The organism is Micromonospora aridisoli, from assembly GCF_056150025.1.
The window spans coordinates 115,069-132,646 of sequence record NZ_JAXCFK010000004.1; the positions used below are offsets into that span (position 1 = coordinate 115,069).

Genomic DNA, 17,578 nt, shown 5'->3' on the forward strand with positions numbered 1-17,578 from the left:
TCGTCTGCGCAGCAGCCGGCCCGCTCGGGATGGAGATCAGTCGATGGCAGTCCCGCTCGCCCGGGTCACCGTCAGCACTCCCCGACGGCGGGTCGACGTGGCGCTGCCCGAGCAGGTGCCGCTCGCCGAACTGCTGCCCGACGTGCTGCGCCACGCCGGTGACGGGCTCGCCGACGACGGAGAACGGCACGGCGGCTGGCTGCTCCGGCGGGCCGACGGCAGGGTGCTGGCCGGTGCGCAGCCGCTGCTCGCCCAGGGCGTCCGCGACGGCGAGGTGCTGCACCTGGTGCCGGCTCGTACCGAGTGGCCTGAACTCGAGTACGACGACGTGGTGGAGGCGATCGCCGACGCCGCCCGGCTCCGGGGCGGGGCATGGTCATCGACAGCGACCCGGGTGGCGGCGCTGGCCGGAGCCGGTGTTCCGCTCGCCGTGGGCCTGTACGCCCTCGCCGTCGGTGGGCCCGGCGATCCCGCCGGCTGGCCGGTCGCGACCGTGGTGGCCGGCCTGCTGGTGCTGGCCGGCACCGTGCTCTCCCGGGCACAGGGCGACGGGCCGGCCGCCGCCTTCTTCGGCGTGCACGCGCTGCCCTACGCGGCCGTGGCCGGTGCCCTCGCCGTCAGCTCGGGTGATCCGGTCGGGCCGGTCGGCGCGCTGCGCTGGATCGGTGCCCCCGAGTTGCTCGCCGGGTCGGTGGCCTTGCTGCTGGTGTCGGTGCTGGGGCTGTTCGGGGTGGCCACCCGACTGCGGATCTTCGTGGCCGGCGCGGTGGTGGGCGTGGGCGGTGGCGCGGCCGCCCTCGGTGGCATGTCGCTCGGTTCCTCCGGCGCGGCCGCCGTGCTGCTCTGTGCGCTGACCTTCGCGGTCGGGGCCGTCCCGTTGCTGGCCATCCGGCTCGGCAAGGTGCCGTTGCCACCGATCACCCTGCCCACCGGCACCTCGGACGACTCGGACCGGGCTCGTGACCTGCCGGACCGGGGTCGGGTGTACGCGGCCGTCGCCCGGACGGAGGAGATGCTCACCGGGATGCTGATCGGCCAGGCCGTGCTGGTCGTGGGTGCGGCGGTGATCCTCGCCGTCACCGGCGACAACGCCGGCCGGCTGCTCGTCGCGGTGACCGCGACGGTGCTGCTGCTTCGCGCCCGGCTCTTCACGGCGGTCCGGCACCGGGTCGCGCCGGTGCTCGCCGGCCTGGCCGGGTACGCGATCCTCGGCGGGGTGCTGGCCGGGGCCGCCGACGCGACGGTCCGGCCGGCCCTGGTCATCGGCGGGCTGCTGCTCGCACTGCTGGTGGTGACCGGCGGCACGACGTACGCCAGCCGGCCGGTCTCCCCGTACGTCGGCCGGCTCGCCGACGTCACCGACACCCTTCTGGTGGTCTCCGTGGTGCCGATCGCCTGCGCGGTGCTGGGTCTGTACGGGCGGGCCCGGGGACTGCTCGGTTGAGCGGCCCCCGACCCGTCGGTACCTCAGTGCGTGGACTCGCCGCGCTCCTCGGCCTCCCTGGCCCGCCGGTACGAAGCCTGGATCTCGGCCTCGGCCTCGGTCCGCCCCACCCAGGTCGCGCCCTCGACCGACTTGCCCGGCTCGAGGTCCTTGTACACCTCGAAGAAGTGCTGGATCTCCAGCCGGTCGAACTCACCGAGGTGGTGGATGTCGCGCAGGTGCTCCTGCCGCGGGTCCTCGTAGGGCACGCAGAGGACCTTGTCGTCGCCACCCTTCTCGTCCGTCATCCGGAACATGCCGATCGTGCGGCAGCGGATCAGACAGCCCGGGAAGGTCGGCTCGGGCACCAGCACCAGGGCGTCGAGCGGGTCACCGTCCTCGCCCAGGGTGCCCTCGATGAAGCCGTAGTCGGCCGGATACTGCGTGGAGGTGAAGAGCGTACGGTCCAGCCGGATCCGCCCGGTCACGTGGTCCACCTCGTACTTGTTGCGGTGACCCTTGGGGATCTCAACCGTGACGTCGAAATCCATCTGCACGCTCCCTCGTTGGCCCACGCTGGCTTGACGGAACCGGCGGCAGGGTCGTGCGGGCGAATGCTCACCCGCCGACTCCGGCCGCCGCATAGTCTTCGGACCGAAGTAGTGTCACCCAGGCCGGTTCCTGGTGGGGGAGGAGGGGGTCGTGGGGAGGGAAGATTCACACTACCGTCCCGGCGGTGCCGCCGAAGGCGGTGACGGCAAACCGCCGGCAAGGCCGGTGGCCGGCCGGGTGCCGGTGCCGGACGCACAGGTCCTCCGGCCGCAGTCCCCGACACCCGGTGCGTCAGCGCCCGCGAACCCGGCCGAGCCGGGTCCGCCCCGCGCCGTGCAACCACCACCCCGGAGCGCCTTCTCCGGCCGGGCCGCCGCATCCGGTGCCGCCGTCCCGACGAGCCCCGCCGCCCCGCCGACCGGCTCGGCCCCAGTGCCGGTGAGCCCCGCCGCCCCGCCGACGGGCTCTGCATCCGTGCCGGTGAGCCCGGCACCGGCACCGCCGGTGCCGTCCGCCGCCGGCACGCCGGGCGTTCCGCCGACCGCTGCCGGACCGTCTCCGACCGGGCCGTCGCCGCGCCGGCGGTTACCGCTGGTGCTCGCCGCCGCGCTGGTGCTCGTGCTGGTGGCGGTGGGTCTGGTCGTGGTGCGGCCCGGGCCGGTGGGCCACTGGTTCGGTGACGCGCCCGCCACACCGGCAGCCACCGGAGCGGTGGAGTCGACGCCGGTCGCGGTGCTGGCGGCCGCCGACATCGGCGCACCGTCGCCCAGCGCGGACGGGCTCCGAGCCGTCCTGGAACCGTTGATCGGCGACACCGCTCTGGGTGGACGGGTCAACGTCGCGGTGGCCGACGCGCTCACCGGGGAGGCGCTCTTCGACCGCGGCGGCGGTGTGGGAACTGTGCCGGCCTCGGTGACCAAGCTGTTGACCGCGGTGACGGTGTTGACCGCGCGAGGTCCCGGCCATCGGATCCCCACCCGGGCGGTGGCCGGCGCCCAGCCCGGCGAGGTGGTCCTCGTCGGCGGCGGGGACCCGACGTTGGCGGCCGACGGGAAGGGCTTCTACCCGGGCGCAGCCAGCCTGGCCGACCTGGCCGAGCAGGTACGTACGGCGCTGGGCGGGACCGCACCCACCAGCATCGTCGTCGACTCGTCGAGCTACTCCGGTCCGGTCTTCGGGCCCGGCTGGGACGACGACATCCCCACCGGCGGGTACGGCGGAGCGATCACCGCGCTGATGCTGGACGGGGCGCGCAAGGACCCCGGGGCCGGCCACGGATGGGCGGAACGGGTCCCCCAACCGGACCTGTTCGCCGGCCGGGCCTTCGCCGAGCTGCTCGGCGTACCGGCCGCCGCGGTACGCAAGGGCACCGCCCCGCAGGCGCCGACCGAGGCGACCGAGGCGACGGCACCGGCCGGTGGCGGCGGTCCCGGTGCCGAGCTGGGCGTGGTGCACTCGCCGCCGCTGATCCGGCTGGTCGATATCATGATCAGTGAGAGCGACAACATCGTCGCGGAGGCGCTGGCCCGTCAGGTCGCCCTGGCCCGTGACCGGCCGGCCTCCTTCGACGGCGCCGCCGCCGCGATGGCCGAGGTGGTGTCCGAGCTGGCCCTGCCGGCGAGCGGACTGACCCTCGCCGACGGCAGCGGACTGTCCCGGAAGAACCTGATCAGTCCGGTGCTGCTGACCGAGCTGCTGGCGCTCGCGGCCAGCCCCGACCGCCCGGAACTCGCCGGCATCTTCGGTGGGCTGCCGGTCGGCGGCTGGTCCGGCACACTGCGTGACCGGTACGGTGCCGCACCCGGCACGGCCGCCGGGGCCGGCGTGGTGCGCGCCAAGACCGGCACGCTGACCCGGGTGCACGCCATCGCGGGAGTGGTCACCACCGCCGAAGGGCGGCTGCTCACCTTCGCCGTGCTCACCGACGACGTGCCGCCGAACGGCATGGAGCCGGCCCGGGTCGCCCTGGACCGGATCGCCGCCGCCCTCGCCCTGTGCGGTTGTCGCTGAGCCGACGGCGGCGAGCCCCACCGAGGGCTTCACCGGCGGGTGCGGGAGGTCGCGGCTGGTCCGCCACGCACCGTCGCCGCCAGGCCGGCGGACCGGCGGCGTCCGCTCGCCTGGCGAGGTGTCCGGCCGCGGGTACGGTGGGTTGCATGGCGCAGTTCGTGGACTGGGATCTGGCCACCGCGACGGCGGGGGCACTGGGCAAGTCAGGCCCTCGGGTGACGTACGCCGAGGCCACCGAGGTGGTCTCCGAGCTGCGCCGGCTGACCGACGAGGCGGCCGGGCACGTCGCCGACTACACCGGGCTGACCTCGCAGGTCGCCCATCCGCCGGTGCGGGTGGTCGACCGGCGTGACTGGGCGGCGACCAACGTCGCCGGTCTCCGCGAGGTGATCACTCCGCTGGTCGGCCGGCTCGCTCAGGACAAGCAGCCAGGCGCGCTGACCGAGGCCGTCGGTTCCCGGGTGACCGGGGTGCAGGCGGGCACGGTGCTGGCCTACCTCTCCGGCCGGGTCCTCGGGCAGTACGAGGTCTTCTCCGCCGACCCGGGACAGCTGCTGCTGGTCGCGCCGAACATCGTCGAGGTGGAACGCAAGCTGGGCGCGGATCCGCGTGACTTCCGGCTCTGGGTCTGCCTGCACGAGGTGACCCACCGGACGCAGTTCACCGCCGTACCCTGGATGCGGGCCTACTTCCTCGGTGAGGTGCAGGCGTTCGTGGACGCCGCGCAGGGCGGTGAGCACCTGTTGGAGCGGCTGCGCCGGAGTGTGAGCACCCTTGCCGACGCGGTCCGTGACCCGCAGAGCCGGGCCAGCGTGCTGGACATCGTGCAGACGCCCGGCCAGCGGGCCGTGCTGGACCGGCTGACCGCCCTGATGACCCTCCTCGAGGGGCACGCCGAGTTCGTGATGGACGGCGTCGGCCCGCAGGTGATTCCGAGCGTCGAGCGGATCCGGGCCGGTTTCAACCGGCGGCGCGAGGCCGGCAACCCGGTGGAGAAGGCGATCCGCCGGCTGATCGGCATCGACGTCAAGATGCGGCAGTACGCCGAGGGGCGCAAGTTCGTGCACGCGGTGGTGGACCGGGTCGGCATGGCCGGCTTCAACCGGGTCTTCGAGTCGCCGCTGACGCTGCCCCGGCTCTCCGAGCTGAGCGAACCGGACGCCTGGGTGGCGCGGGTGCACGGTCCGGTCGGTCCGGTGCCGAACGCCGGCTGAGCGTCACCGCACCGATGGCCCCGCTCGCCCCGCCGGTGGCCGCGATCCGGGTCGCGGTCCGTCGTGCGCTGTCCGACCTGCCGACGTACGGCCCGGTGCTGGTCGCCTGCTCGGGCGGCGCCGACTCGCTCGCCCTGGCGGCGGCCACCGCGTTCGTGGCTCCCCGGGCGGGCCGCGTCGCCGGGCTGGTCACCGTCGACCACGGGTTGCAGGCCGGGTCGTCGGGACGGGCCGAGGCGGTGGCGCGGTGGGCGGAGAGCGTCGGACTGGCACCGGTCAACGTGATCCGGGTCGAGGTCGCCGGCCGGCCCGGCGGCCCCGAGGCGGCCGCCCGCGAGGCCCGCTACCAGGCGCTGGCCGAGGTTGCCGGGCGGCACGGCGCGGCGGGACTGCTCACCGGCCACACCCGGGACGACCAGGCGGAGACGGTGCTGCTCGCGCTGGCCCGGGGCGCCGGCCCGCGCGGGCTCGCCGGTATGCCGGCCCGCCGGGACCTGTCCGGCACCCCTCTCGTACGGCCGCTGCTGGAGATCGGGCGGTCGGAGACCCGCGCCGCCTGCGCGGCCCTCGGGCTGACCCCGTGGGAGGACCCGCACAACAGCGACCCGGCGTACGCCCGCTCCCGGGTCAGGGCCGACGTGCTGCCCGCGCTGGTCGGGGCGCTCGGTCCGGGCGTGCTGGACAATCTCGCCCGGACCGCCACGCTGGTCGCGGCGGACAACGCGGTCCTCGACGAACTCGCCGGTGCGGCGCTGGGCCAGGCCCGGCATCCCGACGGTGGGCTGGCCGTCGCGGCCCTGGCGGACCTGGCACCCGCGGTGCGCGGTCGGGTGCTGCGTGCCTGGGCACACGAGTTGGGCGCACCGCCGGCCGCACTGTCGCACCGGCACGTCGCCGCGCTCGACGCCCTGGTCACGGCGTGGCGCGGTCAGCGGGCCAGTTATCTGCCGGGCGGAATGCGGGTGCTCCGCCGGGCCGACCGGCTGGTGCCGGAGCCGCCCGGCCGTACTGCGACACCGCAGGCCCCGGCGACCGTGCCCGACCCGGCGGTGGTCGACGGATGACCCGTCCCCGGCAACCGCTCTTCGCTCCGCGAGCCGCCGTGGCGACCAGCCAGCCGCTGGCGGCGGCCGCCGGCCTGGCCGTGCTGCGGCGCGGCGGCAACGCCGTGGACGCCGCGCTGGCCACCGCCATCACGCTCACCGTCGTGCAGCCACCCTCCAACGACATCGGCGGTGACCTCTTCGCCATCGTCTGGGACGGGGAGCGGCTGCACGGGTTGAACGCGTCCGGCCGGTCGCCCGCCGCACTGACCCGGGACCTGGTACTGGCGGCGACCGACGGGCGAGGTGCCCAGCCCGCCGACGCGCTCGGCGGCGCACAGGCCAGCGGCCCGGCGGTGCCGGCCCGGGGCTGGTTGCCGGTGACCGTGCCGGGCGTACCGGCGGGCTGGCGCGACCTGCACGAGCGGTTCGGTTCGCTGCCCTTCGCGGACCTCTTCGTGGACGCCATCGGCTACGCGGAGCACGGGCATCCCGTCTCGACCGCCACGGCGGTGGCCTGGTCCCGGGCGGTCGCCGGGCACGACGGCCTGACCGGTCCCGAGTACGCGGAGTTCGGCCGGGTGTTCGCACCGGGCGGGCGGGCTCCCCGCCCGGGGCAGCGGTGGCGCAACCCGGACGCGGCGCGGACGCTACGGCTGATCGCCGACAGTCGGGCGGAGGAGTTCTACCGGGGCCGGATCGCGGCGGCCCTGGCCGATCACGCCGCCCGTACCGACGGGCTGCTCACCGTCGATGACCTGGCGGCTCACGCCAGCGTGTGGGTCGATCCGGTGTCGGTGCGCTACCGGGACCACGAGGTGTGGGAACTGCCGCCGAACGGGCAGGGCCTGGCCGCCCTGCTCGCCCTGGGCATCCTGGACGGGTTCGACCCGGCCGACGGGTCGCGGTGGCTGCACCGGCAGGTCGAGGCGGTCAAGCTCGGCTTCGCCGACGCGCACGCCCACGTCGCGGACCCCGAGGTGGCGTCGGTACCACCGGCGGCGCTGCTCGCGCCCGAGCACCTGGCTCGGCGCCGGTCGGCGGTCACGGAGTCGGCGGCGGACCCGGTGGCCGGCGTGCCGGAACGCGGCGGAACGGTCTACCTGTGCACCGCCGACGGGAGCGGCATGATGGTGAGCCTGATCCAGTCCACCTACCTGGCCTTCGGCTCGCACGTCGTGCTGCCCGGGTACGGCTTCGCCCTGCAGAATCGTGGCCTCGGCTTCCGCCTCGAGGCGGATCACCCCAACGTGGTCGGCCCGGCGAAGCGGCCGTACCACACCATCATCCCTGGTTTCCTGACCCGGCAGGGGACGCCGGTGGGGCCGTTCGGGGTGATGGGTGGGCACATGCAACCCCAGGGGCACGTGCAACTGGTCTCGGCGACCGTGGACGCGGGACTCGACCCGCAGGCGGCGTTGGATACCCCGCGCTGGTACTGGCACGCCGGCCGCTCGCTGCTGGTGGAGGAGGAGCTGACTCGTGGAACCGCCGGTTCGGCGCTCGTGGCCGACCTGCGGGCCCGGGGTCACGAGGTGCTCGTGCCGCCCGAGCCCACCGTCTTCGGCCACGGCCAGGCGATCTGGCGACACGCCGGCGGCGGGTACGTCGTCGGTTCGGAGTCCCGGGTCGACGGCGGTGCCGGAGGCTTCTGACGCGTCGGGTGCTCCATCGGTCGGATGACTCCGGGGCTCGGTCAACCGGCAAGGGCGCGGTCGCGGAACGTGGTGCGGTACGCCTGTGGAGTGGCACCGACCCGGCGGGTGAAGTGGTGGCGCAGGGCGGCGGCGTCGCCGAAGCCGGCTCGCTCGGCCACCGCCTCCACCGAGAGCGCGGTGTCCTCCAGCAGCCGGCGGGCCAGCAGGACGCGTTGGTTGGTCAGCCAGTCGTGCGGCGTGGTGCCGGTCTCGGCGCGGAACCGGCGGGCGAAGGTCCGGGGCGCCATCCCGGCCCGCGCGGCCAACTCGTCGACGGTGGTCTGCCGGTCCAGGTGACCCATCAGCCATTCCAGCACCGGTTCCAGGGTGGGTGCCTCCGGCGCCTTCGGGATCGGCGCCTCGATGTACTGGGCCTGCCCGCCGTCGCGGTGCGGTGGCACCACCATCCGCCGGGCGAGTCGGGTGGCGGTCGCCGAGCCGTGTTCCTGGCGTACCAGGTGCAGGCAGGCGTCGATGCCGGCGGCGGTGCCAGCGCTGGTGAGCAGGCGACCGTCCTGCACGTAGAGCGAGTTGCAGCGGACCCGGGCGCTCGGATGGCGGCGCTGCAACTCGTCGACGTGCCGCCAGTGGGTGGTGCACTCCCGGCCGTCCAGCAGTCCCGCCTCGCCCAGCAGGTACGCGCCGGCACACACGCTGAACAGGTACGCGCCCCGGTCGGCGGCCCCCCGCAGCGCCTCGTGCACCTCGTTCGGCGCGGTGGTGGCCGGGTCGTGCGCGGGTACGGCGACCAGATCCGCCCGCTCCAGCGGAGCCAGGTCGGCATTCGGTATCAGGTGGAAACCGGCGGAGGTGCGGACCGGGGCCTGCCCAGGTCCGCACACGTCGAAGCGGTAGCCGGGTAGCCCGTCGGCGGTGCGGTCGGTACCGAACACCTCGGCGAGCACGCCCAGTTCGAACGGAGCGACCCCGTCCAGGACGAGTACGGCGACCGAGCGGAGCATGTGACGAGGGTAACCGACCGGGTGGCAGGAAATCGAGCAGGGATGGCATTTCTGCCACTGTCCGGTGGCGGGTGGGGCGCGCAGACTGGCAGATGTCCGGTGCGCACCGGCGGCGACACGACTACCGCAGACGCCAGAAAGCGAGCGCCGCCATGGGGTTCCTGTTCTTCCTGCTCTTCTTCCTGTTCCTCGCCCTCGCCTCCGCCGTCGGGCTCACCGCCGACAGCCGTGACTCCGCGGACTGGAAGCCCTCCGACGGAGGTCGCCGGTGGCAGTCCCGGCGCTGCTGAGGTGATTGTTCCTTTCGTCGGGAAGATCCCGGCCGGGGTCGCCGTGAAAGGGGCGGCCCCGGCGACGGTGCACCCAGGGCGTACGGCAGGCTAGGGGCATGGCTGACGGCTCCTGGTACGACGCCGACATCGACCACGTGATCATTTCCGAGGCGCAGATCCGCGAGAAGACCGCGGAACTGGCCAAGCAGGTCTCCGCGGACTACGCCCACGTCTCCGACGGGCTGCTGCTCGTCTGCGTACTCAAGGGTGCGGTCATGTTCATGGCCGACTTCGCCCGGGCGCTGGGCCGGCACGGGCCCCCGGCCGAGCTGGACTTCATGGCCATCTCGTCGTACGGGCAGGGCACCACGTCCTCCGGGGTGGTGCGCATTCTCAAGGACCTCGACCGGGACATCGCCGGTCGGCATGTCGTCGTGGTGGAGGACATCGTCGACTCCGGGCTGACCCTGTCCTGGCTGCTGCGTTACCTGGAGTCCCGGTCGGCGGCGAGCGTCGAGGTGGTCGCCCTTTTCCGCAAGCCGGAAGCGGTCAAGGTGACGGTGCCGGTCAAGTACGTCGGCTTCGACATCCCGACCGAGTTCGTCGTCGGGTACGGGCTCGACTTCGGCGAGCGCTACCGCGAGCTGCCGTACGTCGGGGTGCTCAAGCCGGAGGTGTACGCCCGCTCCTGACCGGGCCGGCACCCGACCGCGCCGCGCCGGCCCGCCCGTCCGGACGTTCAGCCGACTTTCAGCTGATCGGGCTACCTTTGACCACGGTGGCTCGGAGATCCGATTTCGGGCCACGCCGGCTGACATCCGGTTCGCCGTGCGCGTAAGTGCTGGGCTCGCCAGCTCACATCCGTCTCGCACGGTGTACCGTCGAATGACCGTGGCGCGGCAATCGCGCCCCGGGGTCGAGGCCGGCCCGCACGGCGGCTCCGGCAGCCGCCCCGGCGGCGACACCCACAGTCGGTCAGGACGTCGATCAGGAGGATGCGGGCGTCTCGGCGCTCGACAACAGCATGGAACGTACGCGTTTCTTCCGCCGACCGGTGTTCTGGGTCATCCTGGTCATCCTCGGCGCCGTCGTGCTCAGTCAGTTGTTCACCAGTGGGCCCAGCTACCACCGGGTGGACACGTCCGTCGCGCTCGACCAGCTCAACAAGGGTGGCATCGAGAAGGTCGTGTTCCAGGACAAGGAACAGACGATCCAACTCGAACTGGCCGAAGAGACCGAGTTCGGCGACACCACCACGAAGCTGATCGAGGCCCAGTTCCCCTACGAGGTCGGCAACGAGGTCTGGAACCAGGTCCTCGACGCCAAGGCCAACAACCGGGTGACCGGTCCGGCCGACACCGAGGTGTCGTCCGACAGCATCTGGGTCAGCCTGCTGGTCAACCTGCTCCCCATCGTGCTGCTCGTACTGCTGCTGCTGTTCTTCATGTCGCAGATGCAGGGCGGCGGCTCCCGGGTGCTCAACTTCGGCAAGTCCAAGGCCAAGATGATCACCAAGGACACGCCGAAGACGACGTTCGCCGACGTCGCCGGCTCCGAGGAGGCCGTCGAGGAACTGCACGAGATCAAGGACTTCCTGCAGAACCCGGCGAAGTACCAGGCGCTCGGCGCGAAGATCCCGAAGGGCGTGCTCCTCTTCGGCCCGCCCGGCACCGGTAAGACGCTGCTCGCCCGCGCGGTGGCCGGCGAGGCCGGCGTGCCGTTCTACTCGATCTCCGGTTCGGACTTCGTGGAGATGTTCGTCGGTGTCGGTGCCAGCCGGGTCCGCGACCTGTTCGAGCAGGCCAAGGCGAACGCACCCGCGATCGTCTTCGTCGACGAGATCGACGCCGTCGGCCGGCACCGTGGCGCCGGCATGGGTGGCGGCCACGACGAGCGGGAGCAGACGCTCAACCAGCTCCTCGTCGAGATGGACGGCTTCGACGTCAAGGGCGGGGTCATCCTGATCGCCGCCACCAACCGACCGGACATCCTCGACCCGGCGCTGCTGCGCCCCGGCCGGTTCGACCGGCAGATTCCGGTCGACGCTCCCGACATGGAGGGCCGCAAGGCGATCCTCCGGGTGCACGCCAAGGGCAAGCCGTTCACGCCCGACGTGGACCTCGACTCGGTGGCGAAGCGCACCCCGGGCTTCAGCGGTGCCGACCTCGCGAATGTGATCAACGAGGCCGCCCTGCTGACCGCGCGAAAGGACCAGCGGGCCATCTCCAACGACTCGCTGGAAGAGTCGATCGACCGCGTGATCGCCGGCCCGCAGCGACGTACCCGGGTGATGAGCGACCAGGAGAAGAAGATCACCGCGTACCACGAGGGTGGGCACGCGCTGGTCGCCTGGGCACTGCCGCACGCCGCACCGGTGCACAAGGTGACGATCCTGTCCCGTGGCCGCTCCCTCGGCCACACCCTGGTGCTGCCCACGGAGGACAAGTACACCCAGACCCGCGCGGAGATGGTCGACACCCTGGCGTACGCGCTGGGTGGCCGGGCCGCCGAGGAACTCGTCTTCCATGAGCCCACCACCGGTGCCGGCAACGACATCGAGAAGGCCACCGCACTGGCCCGCGCGATGATCACTCAGTACGGCATGAGCTCCAAGCTCGGTGCGATCAAGTACGGCACCAGCGGCGACGAACCGTTCCTCGGCCGCAACATGGGTCACGAGCGGGACTACTCCGACGCCGTCGCCGCCGAGATCGACAGCGAGATGCGGGCTCTGATCGAGCTGGCCCACGACGAGGCCTGGGAGATCCTGGTCGAGTACCGGGACGTCCTGGACAACATCGTGCTCGAGCTGATGGAGAAGGAGACCCTCTCCACCGCCGACATGGCCAGGATCTGCGCCCGGGTGGTCAAGCGCCCGCCGATGGCCCCGTACAACGGCTTCGGCAAGCGGCAGCCCTCCACCGAACCGCCCGTGCTGACCCCGGCGGAGAAGGACGCGCTCAAGGTGCAGGCCGAGGCCGACGGCGCGCAGGCGACGGTCGGCGGCGGCAGCTCGAACAACTCGGACGGTTCGCACTGAGCACCGACGACACGGCGGCCAGTTCCCGACAGTGGGGACTGGCCGCCTCCGCCACCGAACCCGATCCCGACACCGACCGCCTCGACTACATCGCCGCGCGGCTGGTCAACGGCCGGCTCACCGGCCGTCCCGTCGAGGACACCATGGACCTCGGTCGGATCGAGAAGGCCGTCCGCGAGATCCTCATCGCGGTCGGCGAGGACCCGGACCGCGACGGCCTCCAGCAGACCCCGGCCCGGGTCGCCCGGGCGTACGCGGAACTCTTCGCCGGCCTCCGCGTCGACCCGGCCACGGTGCTCACCACCACCTTCGAGGCCAACCACGAGGAACTGGTGCTGGTCCGGGACATCGACGTGATGAGTCTCTGCGAGCATCACCTGCTGCCCTTCCGGGGCAGCGCCCACATCGGCTACATCCCCGGGCCCGACGGGCGGATCACGGGACTCTCCAAGCTGGCCCGGCTGGTCGAGGTCTTCGCCCGGCGGCCCCAGGTGCAGGAGCGGCTCACCTCGCAGATCGCGGACCTGCTGATGACGCGGCTGGAGCCGCGCGGCGTCATCGTCGTCCTCGAGTGCGAACACATGTGCATGGCGATGCGGGGCATCCAGAAGTCCGGGGCCAAGACGATCACGTCGGCGGTCCGCGGCACCCTCCAGCGGGACGCCAAGTCCCGGGCCGAGGCGATGGCCCTGATCATCCCGCGGTGATCGGCGGCTGATGCTGGCCGTCGGCAGCTCAGGCGGCCAGCATCGCCAGGACGATCCCCGCGGTGGCGACCACGGCCGGGATCAGGCAGACCAGCGCGCCGAACCGCGGCGTACGGTCCACCCGCTCTCCGGGCCGGGGCGGGAAGCACCGACCCACCGCGAGCCACCCCAGGCCGAACGCGACCGCCGGTGCCGGCAACCCCACCACCAACGCCAAGGCGGTCACCGCACCGCCGCCGGCCAGCAGGTACACCAGCACCAGGAGCGTCGGTACGAACAGCCCCAACGGGCCGTACACCAGCAGGTTGCGTGGGCGGGACGGCCAATGCGCCACCCGGGACAGGCCACGCGCGGCGAGCGTGTCGTCCGCGCCGTGAGCGCACCGCCGGGCGTCACGCAACGCCGTCAGGACCGCGGTCGGGCCGCCACTCATCGATCGGGTCGCCGCGGCCAGCTCCGGCGGCGTCGGCTCCAGGGAGATCGGTGGTACGCCCAGCTCGTGTAGCCGGGTCTGCTGCGGCGCCAGCCGGGTGCGTACCCCGGTCAACTCCTCCCGGGCGGCCTGGACCGCGCGGGCCTGCTCGCTCGCGGCGGTCGCCGCGCCCCGGCGTACCCCGTCGAGTTGGCGGGCGGCGGCCAGATATTCGGCCCACGCGGCCCGCACCGGATCCTCGGCCGCCCCGGCGGTCCGCTGTCGACCCGGCCCGACGGTCGTGGCCGGCGGATGATCGACTGTCATCCGGGCTCCCCCTCCGCGCTGTCCGGCACGTCGTACGGAACCAGCACCACGCCGCGCTCGCCCGGCCCGTCCCAGAGCACCACCCGGTCGGGGCGGGGCCGCCACTCCACCGGTCGGCCGAACACCGGGGTGAGCTGCGCCCCGGGTACACCCGCCACCGCCACGGCGGTCAGCTTGTCGACCGTCTCGTCCGGCTCCATCAGCGTCGCGAACGACGGCACCGTACGCCACCAGCCGAGCAGATGCTGCCCGGCCGGTGGTCCGTCGCGCAGCAGGGCCCGCAGCCGGGCCGGAGGCAGCTCGTCGGCGGGTGCCACGTCCAGCCCGAAGACCACCAGGTAGGCCGGCTCCCCGGCGTACGCCACGGCGACCAGGCCGGGTAGATCCACCAGATCGACCGGCTGGCGTTCGGCCAGCTCCGCGACGAGGGCGTCGACCAGCGGTCGTGCCTCGACATCCGGCGCCGCGACCACGAACCGCGCCGTACCCGGCGGGTGGTGGGTCGCCGTGCTGTGTGCGGCCGTCGCCAGCAGCCGGCACGCCGCCGGTCGCGGACCCAGAACCGCCAGGTTCCGACCCGCGGCCGGTCCGAACGGCACCGCCGCCGTGCTCCGCGCCACGTTCACCGCCCGCCCGAGCAGCGCGGCGGGCGTCAGCGAGCGACCGGCGACGGCCGCCCGGTAGCGGGGATCGTTGCCCAGCCGTGGACGCGCATACCCGGCGAAGACGACCGGCGGGGTCGCGCCCGACGGGCGGGCCGCCCAGAGCCGTCGGCGCAACCCGGCCACGGCATCCGGCTCGTTGCCGGGATCGGGGAACCGGACCATCCGCTCGTGACCCCGGATCGCACCCCGCGGACCGCCGAGGCCACCGGCGGTGTTCACCACCGCACTGCCCACCGGCAGACCGGCCGCGGCGTCGTTGGTTGGTTCCAACACCGCCCCGCCGCCAGGCAGCGCCACCCGTACCGGGAACTGGCCCAGCAGCGAGTCCCGCTGCCCGCCGTCGGACCGGTTGCCCAGGCCCAGGTCACCCTCGCCGGCCAGCACCAGATGGACACCGTACGCCCGCCCGGTCCTGGCCAGCGCATCCAACCGGGCGGCCGCCTCGGCGGCCAGCCCGTCCCGATCGGCGAAGAGCACCGGAAGGTTCTCCAGCACACAGACGATCCGGGGTGACGGACGATGTCTCCGCAGCTCCGCGAAACGCTGCCCACCGGCGCGGGCGGACGCCTCGGCACGCCCGTGCACCTCGGCGGTCAACTGGTCCAGCAGATCCAGCACGTACTCCCGGTCGGCGGCCATCGCGGCCGCCCGCACCTGCGGAATCCAGGAGCGATCGCGTTCGGTCTGCAGAAACTCCGCAAAGGACTCGCCGTCGCCAAGGTCCACGAGGTAGAGCGCCAGCTCTTCCGGGCCGTACCGGGCGGCGAGACCGAGCAGGGCCGTGGTCAGGAAGGTGGACCGGCAACCCCGCGACCGACCGCTCACCAGCCAGTGCGGAGTCAGTTCGGTGAAGCCGAGCGAAACCGGCCGTCCACCGGCGTCACCGATGGTGCTGCTCAACCCGTCCGTCCCGTCACCCGGCCACAGGTCGCCCGCCGGTGGCAGCAGGTGGGACAGGGACAACCGGCTGCCCGCCTCGATCTGGGCGGCGATCCGGCGGCACACGGTCTCGACCAACTCGGCCGGCGGATCAGGTTCGACGAAGACCGGTGAGTTCAAACCCCCGTCGGTGCCGACACCGGCGAACGGCGTCCCGGGCGGATCACCCAGCAACGCGTAGGCCGTCCGCATCGCCACCGTAGTCGCCCGCGGCAGCCCGGACCGGCCGGTCGTCGGCCACCCCGCCACCACCAGGTGCAACCCGGCCGCCGGCCCCTGTTCGGCGAGCGCCTCGATTCGCGTCAGGTCGCTCGGCGCGTACGGCTCCGGCAGCGCGGCCAGCACCAGCAGCAGCGAGCGGTCGTGCCGGCGCGGCCCGGAGGCCCCCGGCGCCACCCACCGCTCCGCCTCGGCCAGCACGGCCCGCAGACCCTCGGCGTCCGTGGCCGGCGGGGCCAGTACCCCGGCATCACCCAGCGCCGTGAACGGTGCGAGCGCGACACCCGTCGCGTCCACCGCCCGCACCAGCAGCGCCCCCGCCGGAGTCGCCGCCAGCACCCGCAGCAGTACGGCCCGCAGCAGTCCGACGACCCGCAGGTCGTGCACGTCGGTGTCCACCACCAGATGTCCACTGCCGAACATCGGCACCAGGGCCGGAAAGCGCGCGTCGTCCAGCGGGGCGGCGGTGCCCACCCGGACGAACGGCGGTGGGCCCTCGCCGGCGGGGCGCGCCGGATCGACGCCGTCCAGGGAGGACCCGGCCCAACCGGGGGCGAGGACGGCGGAAGCGTCACGCAACCGCTCGGCAAGAGCGTACTGGCGGCGCTGGTCGGCCGGTACGGGCCGGGTCTCGTCGAGGATCGCCGCCGCCGCCGCAACCGTCGCGGCGGCCCGGCGGTGCAACGCGGCGGCGCGGAGCGTCCGTGTCTTCGGACCGCCCACCGCGTCCACCCCCTCCGCCCGAGGTCGGCACCCACTCGCCGGGCAGAAACGACGGTAACCCAGCGAAGGCTCCACCTCCGGGATGCACGACGGCGCTGCGCCGGTGTTGTCGCGGATCTCACCCATCGGCAGTGATCCGTCACGATCTGCCAAATCTGGGGCATTGGGTCGGAGGGCCTCAGCCGATAGCCTCAGGGGGTGGAATCAGTGCCGCCCCCCGCCGGTTCCCAGGTCTCCCGCGTACCGGCGCAGAGGACCCCGCCGGAGGAGCTTGCGCCGCCCGCCGTGGCGCCGGCCCCGCACCAGCCCCGGCGACGCCTGCGTACGGTGCTGACCGTGATCGGTGCGGTTGTCGCGGCGCTCTGCCTGACCGGAGGGGTGGTCGGTTACCTGGTATACGACCGTGCCACCACTCCCGACCGCAGCACTCCCGCCGTGGTGGTGGACAACTACCTGCGGGCCTTCTTGGTCGACCGCAACGACGTCCGCGCATCGCTCTTCACCTGCGAGGACAACAGTGACTTGGATCAGCTTCGTCGGCTCAGAGACGACCTTGCGGCCCGCGAGGAGCGATTTGACACGACTATGTGGGTCAGTTGGGAAGGGTTCCAGGTGGATCGGGTCGGTGACAACGCAGAGGTAGCCGTCGACCTCACCTTCTCGGCACAGGTGGACGGCATCCGGCAGACTGACCGGCAATCATGGACGTTCACCACTCGGTTGAGGGACGACTGGCGGGTCTGCTCCGCCGCAGCGGCCGGTTAGCCTACTCCACCCACAGCATGTGGACCGGAACCTCCAGAGTGGTAGGTGCCTGGCCGCGCCAGGCCCAGCGGTACCACTCCACCTCGGGCGTCACCCGCACACAGATGTCACCCTCCGCGCCGGAGTAGGTCTCGGTGACGGCACGCAGGTCACGATGCTCGACCGCGCCCACCATGTGCACGACCCGCCGGCCGGTGACCGAGTCCGCCTCGAAGACCGGGGTCGGTGCCCGGTGGGCCGGCGCGTCCAGCGACACGAGGCGGAGTCCGCCAGCCGTCGCCGGCGTGACCGGCCCGCCCACCGTCTCGACCCAGACCCGTTCGACCGGCACCAGCGGTGCGAACACCTCGACCTGGTCGGACTCGGCGCGGTACCACTCGTGTTCCGGAATGACCGGGACGTAGGTGCGGCTGTTCTGCACCACCCGTTCGTCGGCCCGCAGGTCCGCACGCCAGCCCAGGCCGGGCAGCCCGACCAGCACCCTTCGGCCGCGTAGCTCGGCGCTGCCGGCGGCGGGAACGATCTCGATGGGGCGGGGCGGCTGCGGTGCCCAGTCGGGCTGGTCGGCGAACGGGTCCGGAAGCGGTTCGGTCATGACGGTGCGTGCT

15 protein-coding genes are annotated in these 17,578 nt (G+C 73.2%); 10 read left to right on the forward strand and 5 right to left on the reverse strand.

The features are described 5' to 3' along the window. Positions 1 to 43 precede the first annotated feature (43 nt). Positions 44 to 1,444 (forward strand): type VII secretion integral membrane protein EccD, encoded by a 1,401-nt coding sequence (gene eccD / locus SM447_RS09945; RefSeq protein WP_474572472.1) that lies wholly within the window; start codon positions 44 to 46, stop codon positions 1,442 to 1,444. A gap of 23 nt (positions 1,445 to 1,467) precedes the next feature. Here eccD and SM447_RS09950 read toward each other — a convergent pair whose 3' ends face one another. After that, complete coding sequence (locus tag SM447_RS09950; protein WP_093409905.1) at positions 1,468 to 1,974, reverse strand: inorganic diphosphatase; 507 nt, start codon at positions 1,972 to 1,974, stop codon at positions 1,468 to 1,470. A gap of 505 nt (positions 1,975 to 2,479) precedes the next feature. Here SM447_RS09950 and dacB point away from each other — a divergent pair. The 4 genes from dacB to SM447_RS09970 all read left to right on the forward strand — a co-directional run bounded on the left by dacB (position 2,480) and on the right by SM447_RS09970 (position 7,897). After that, entirely contained in the window at positions 2,480 to 3,985 is a 1,506-nt protein-coding gene (gene dacB / locus SM447_RS09955) for a D-alanyl-D-alanine carboxypeptidase/D-alanyl-D-alanine endopeptidase (protein ID WP_474572798.1), read from the forward strand. Between the two features lie 146 nt (positions 3,986 to 4,131). Beyond that, positions 4,132 to 5,199 (forward strand): zinc-dependent metalloprotease, encoded by a 1,068-nt coding sequence (locus SM447_RS09960; protein WP_474572473.1) that lies wholly within the window; start codon positions 4,132 to 4,134, stop codon positions 5,197 to 5,199. A 14-nt stretch (positions 5,200 to 5,213) separates the two neighbouring features. After that, positions 5,214 to 6,263, forward strand: coding sequence for a tRNA lysidine(34) synthetase TilS (tilS, locus tag SM447_RS09965; protein WP_474572474.1), 1,050 nt, complete (start codon positions 5,214 to 5,216; stop codon positions 6,261 to 6,263). Beyond that, complete coding sequence (locus SM447_RS09970; RefSeq protein ID WP_474572475.1) at positions 6,260 to 7,897, forward strand: gamma-glutamyltransferase family protein; 1,638 nt, start codon at positions 6,260 to 6,262, stop codon at positions 7,895 to 7,897. The genes tilS and SM447_RS09970 overlap by 4 nt, the downstream gene beginning before the upstream one ends. A 41-nt stretch (positions 7,898 to 7,938) precedes the next feature. Here the strand turns inward: SM447_RS09970 and SM447_RS09975 are convergent, their stop codons facing one another. Then, complete coding sequence (locus SM447_RS09975) at positions 7,939 to 8,901, reverse strand: GlxA family transcriptional regulator (protein ID WP_474572476.1); 963 nt, start codon at positions 8,899 to 8,901, stop codon at positions 7,939 to 7,941. Between the two features lie 152 nt (positions 8,902 to 9,053). Between SM447_RS09975 and SM447_RS09980 the strand changes: the two genes are divergently transcribed. The 4 genes from SM447_RS09980 (at position 9,054) to folE (ending at position 12,920) form a co-directional block, all read left to right on the forward strand. Beyond that, entirely contained in the window at positions 9,054 to 9,191 is a 138-nt protein-coding gene (locus tag SM447_RS09980; RefSeq protein WP_474572477.1) for a hypothetical protein, read from the forward strand. Between the two features lie 98 nt (positions 9,192 to 9,289). Then, positions 9,290 to 9,865: a hypoxanthine phosphoribosyltransferase gene (gene hpt / locus SM447_RS09985; RefSeq protein ID WP_474572478.1), complete on the forward strand. Its 576-nt coding sequence runs from the start codon at positions 9,290 to 9,292 to the stop codon at positions 9,863 to 9,865. A 332-nt stretch (positions 9,866 to 10,197) separates the two neighbouring features. Continuing rightward, a complete protein-coding gene (gene ftsH / locus SM447_RS09990; RefSeq protein WP_474572479.1) occupies positions 10,198 to 12,213 on the forward strand; it encodes an ATP-dependent zinc metalloprotease FtsH in 2,016 nt (671 codons plus the stop codon). A 38-nt stretch (positions 12,214 to 12,251) separates the two neighbouring features. Further along, positions 12,252 to 12,920, forward strand: coding sequence for a GTP cyclohydrolase I FolE (gene folE / locus SM447_RS09995; protein ID WP_474572799.1), 669 nt, complete (start codon positions 12,252 to 12,254; stop codon positions 12,918 to 12,920). Between the two features lie 28 nt (positions 12,921 to 12,948). On the opposite strand, the gene SM447_RS10000 is transcribed toward folE, so the two are convergent. Both SM447_RS10000 and SM447_RS10005 read right to left on the reverse strand, forming a co-directional pair. After that, the gene (locus SM447_RS10000; RefSeq protein ID WP_474572480.1) at positions 12,949 to 13,659 is read right to left on the reverse strand and encodes a hypothetical protein; all 711 of its coding nucleotides are present in this window, start codon (positions 13,657 to 13,659) and stop codon (positions 12,949 to 12,951) included. Then, positions 13,656 to 16,214, reverse strand: a complete 2,559-nt coding sequence (locus tag SM447_RS10005; protein ID WP_474572800.1) for an FtsK/SpoIIIE domain-containing protein — start codon at positions 16,212 to 16,214, stop codon at positions 13,656 to 13,658. The genes SM447_RS10000 and SM447_RS10005 overlap by 4 nt, the downstream gene beginning before the upstream one ends. Before the next feature lie 198 nt (positions 16,215 to 16,412). Here SM447_RS10005 and SM447_RS10010 point away from each other — a divergent pair, with 198 nt between their 5' ends. Then, positions 16,413 to 16,970: a hypothetical protein gene (locus SM447_RS10010; RefSeq protein ID WP_474572801.1), complete on the forward strand. Its 558-nt coding sequence runs from the start codon at positions 16,413 to 16,415 to the stop codon at positions 16,968 to 16,970. Position 16,971: 1 nt separating this feature from the next. Here SM447_RS10010 and SM447_RS10015 read toward each other — a convergent pair whose 3' ends face one another. Then, positions 16,972 to 17,565, reverse strand: a complete 594-nt coding sequence (locus SM447_RS10015; protein ID WP_474572481.1) for a hypothetical protein — start codon at positions 17,563 to 17,565, stop codon at positions 16,972 to 16,974. Positions 17,566 to 17,578 lie beyond the last annotated feature (13 nt).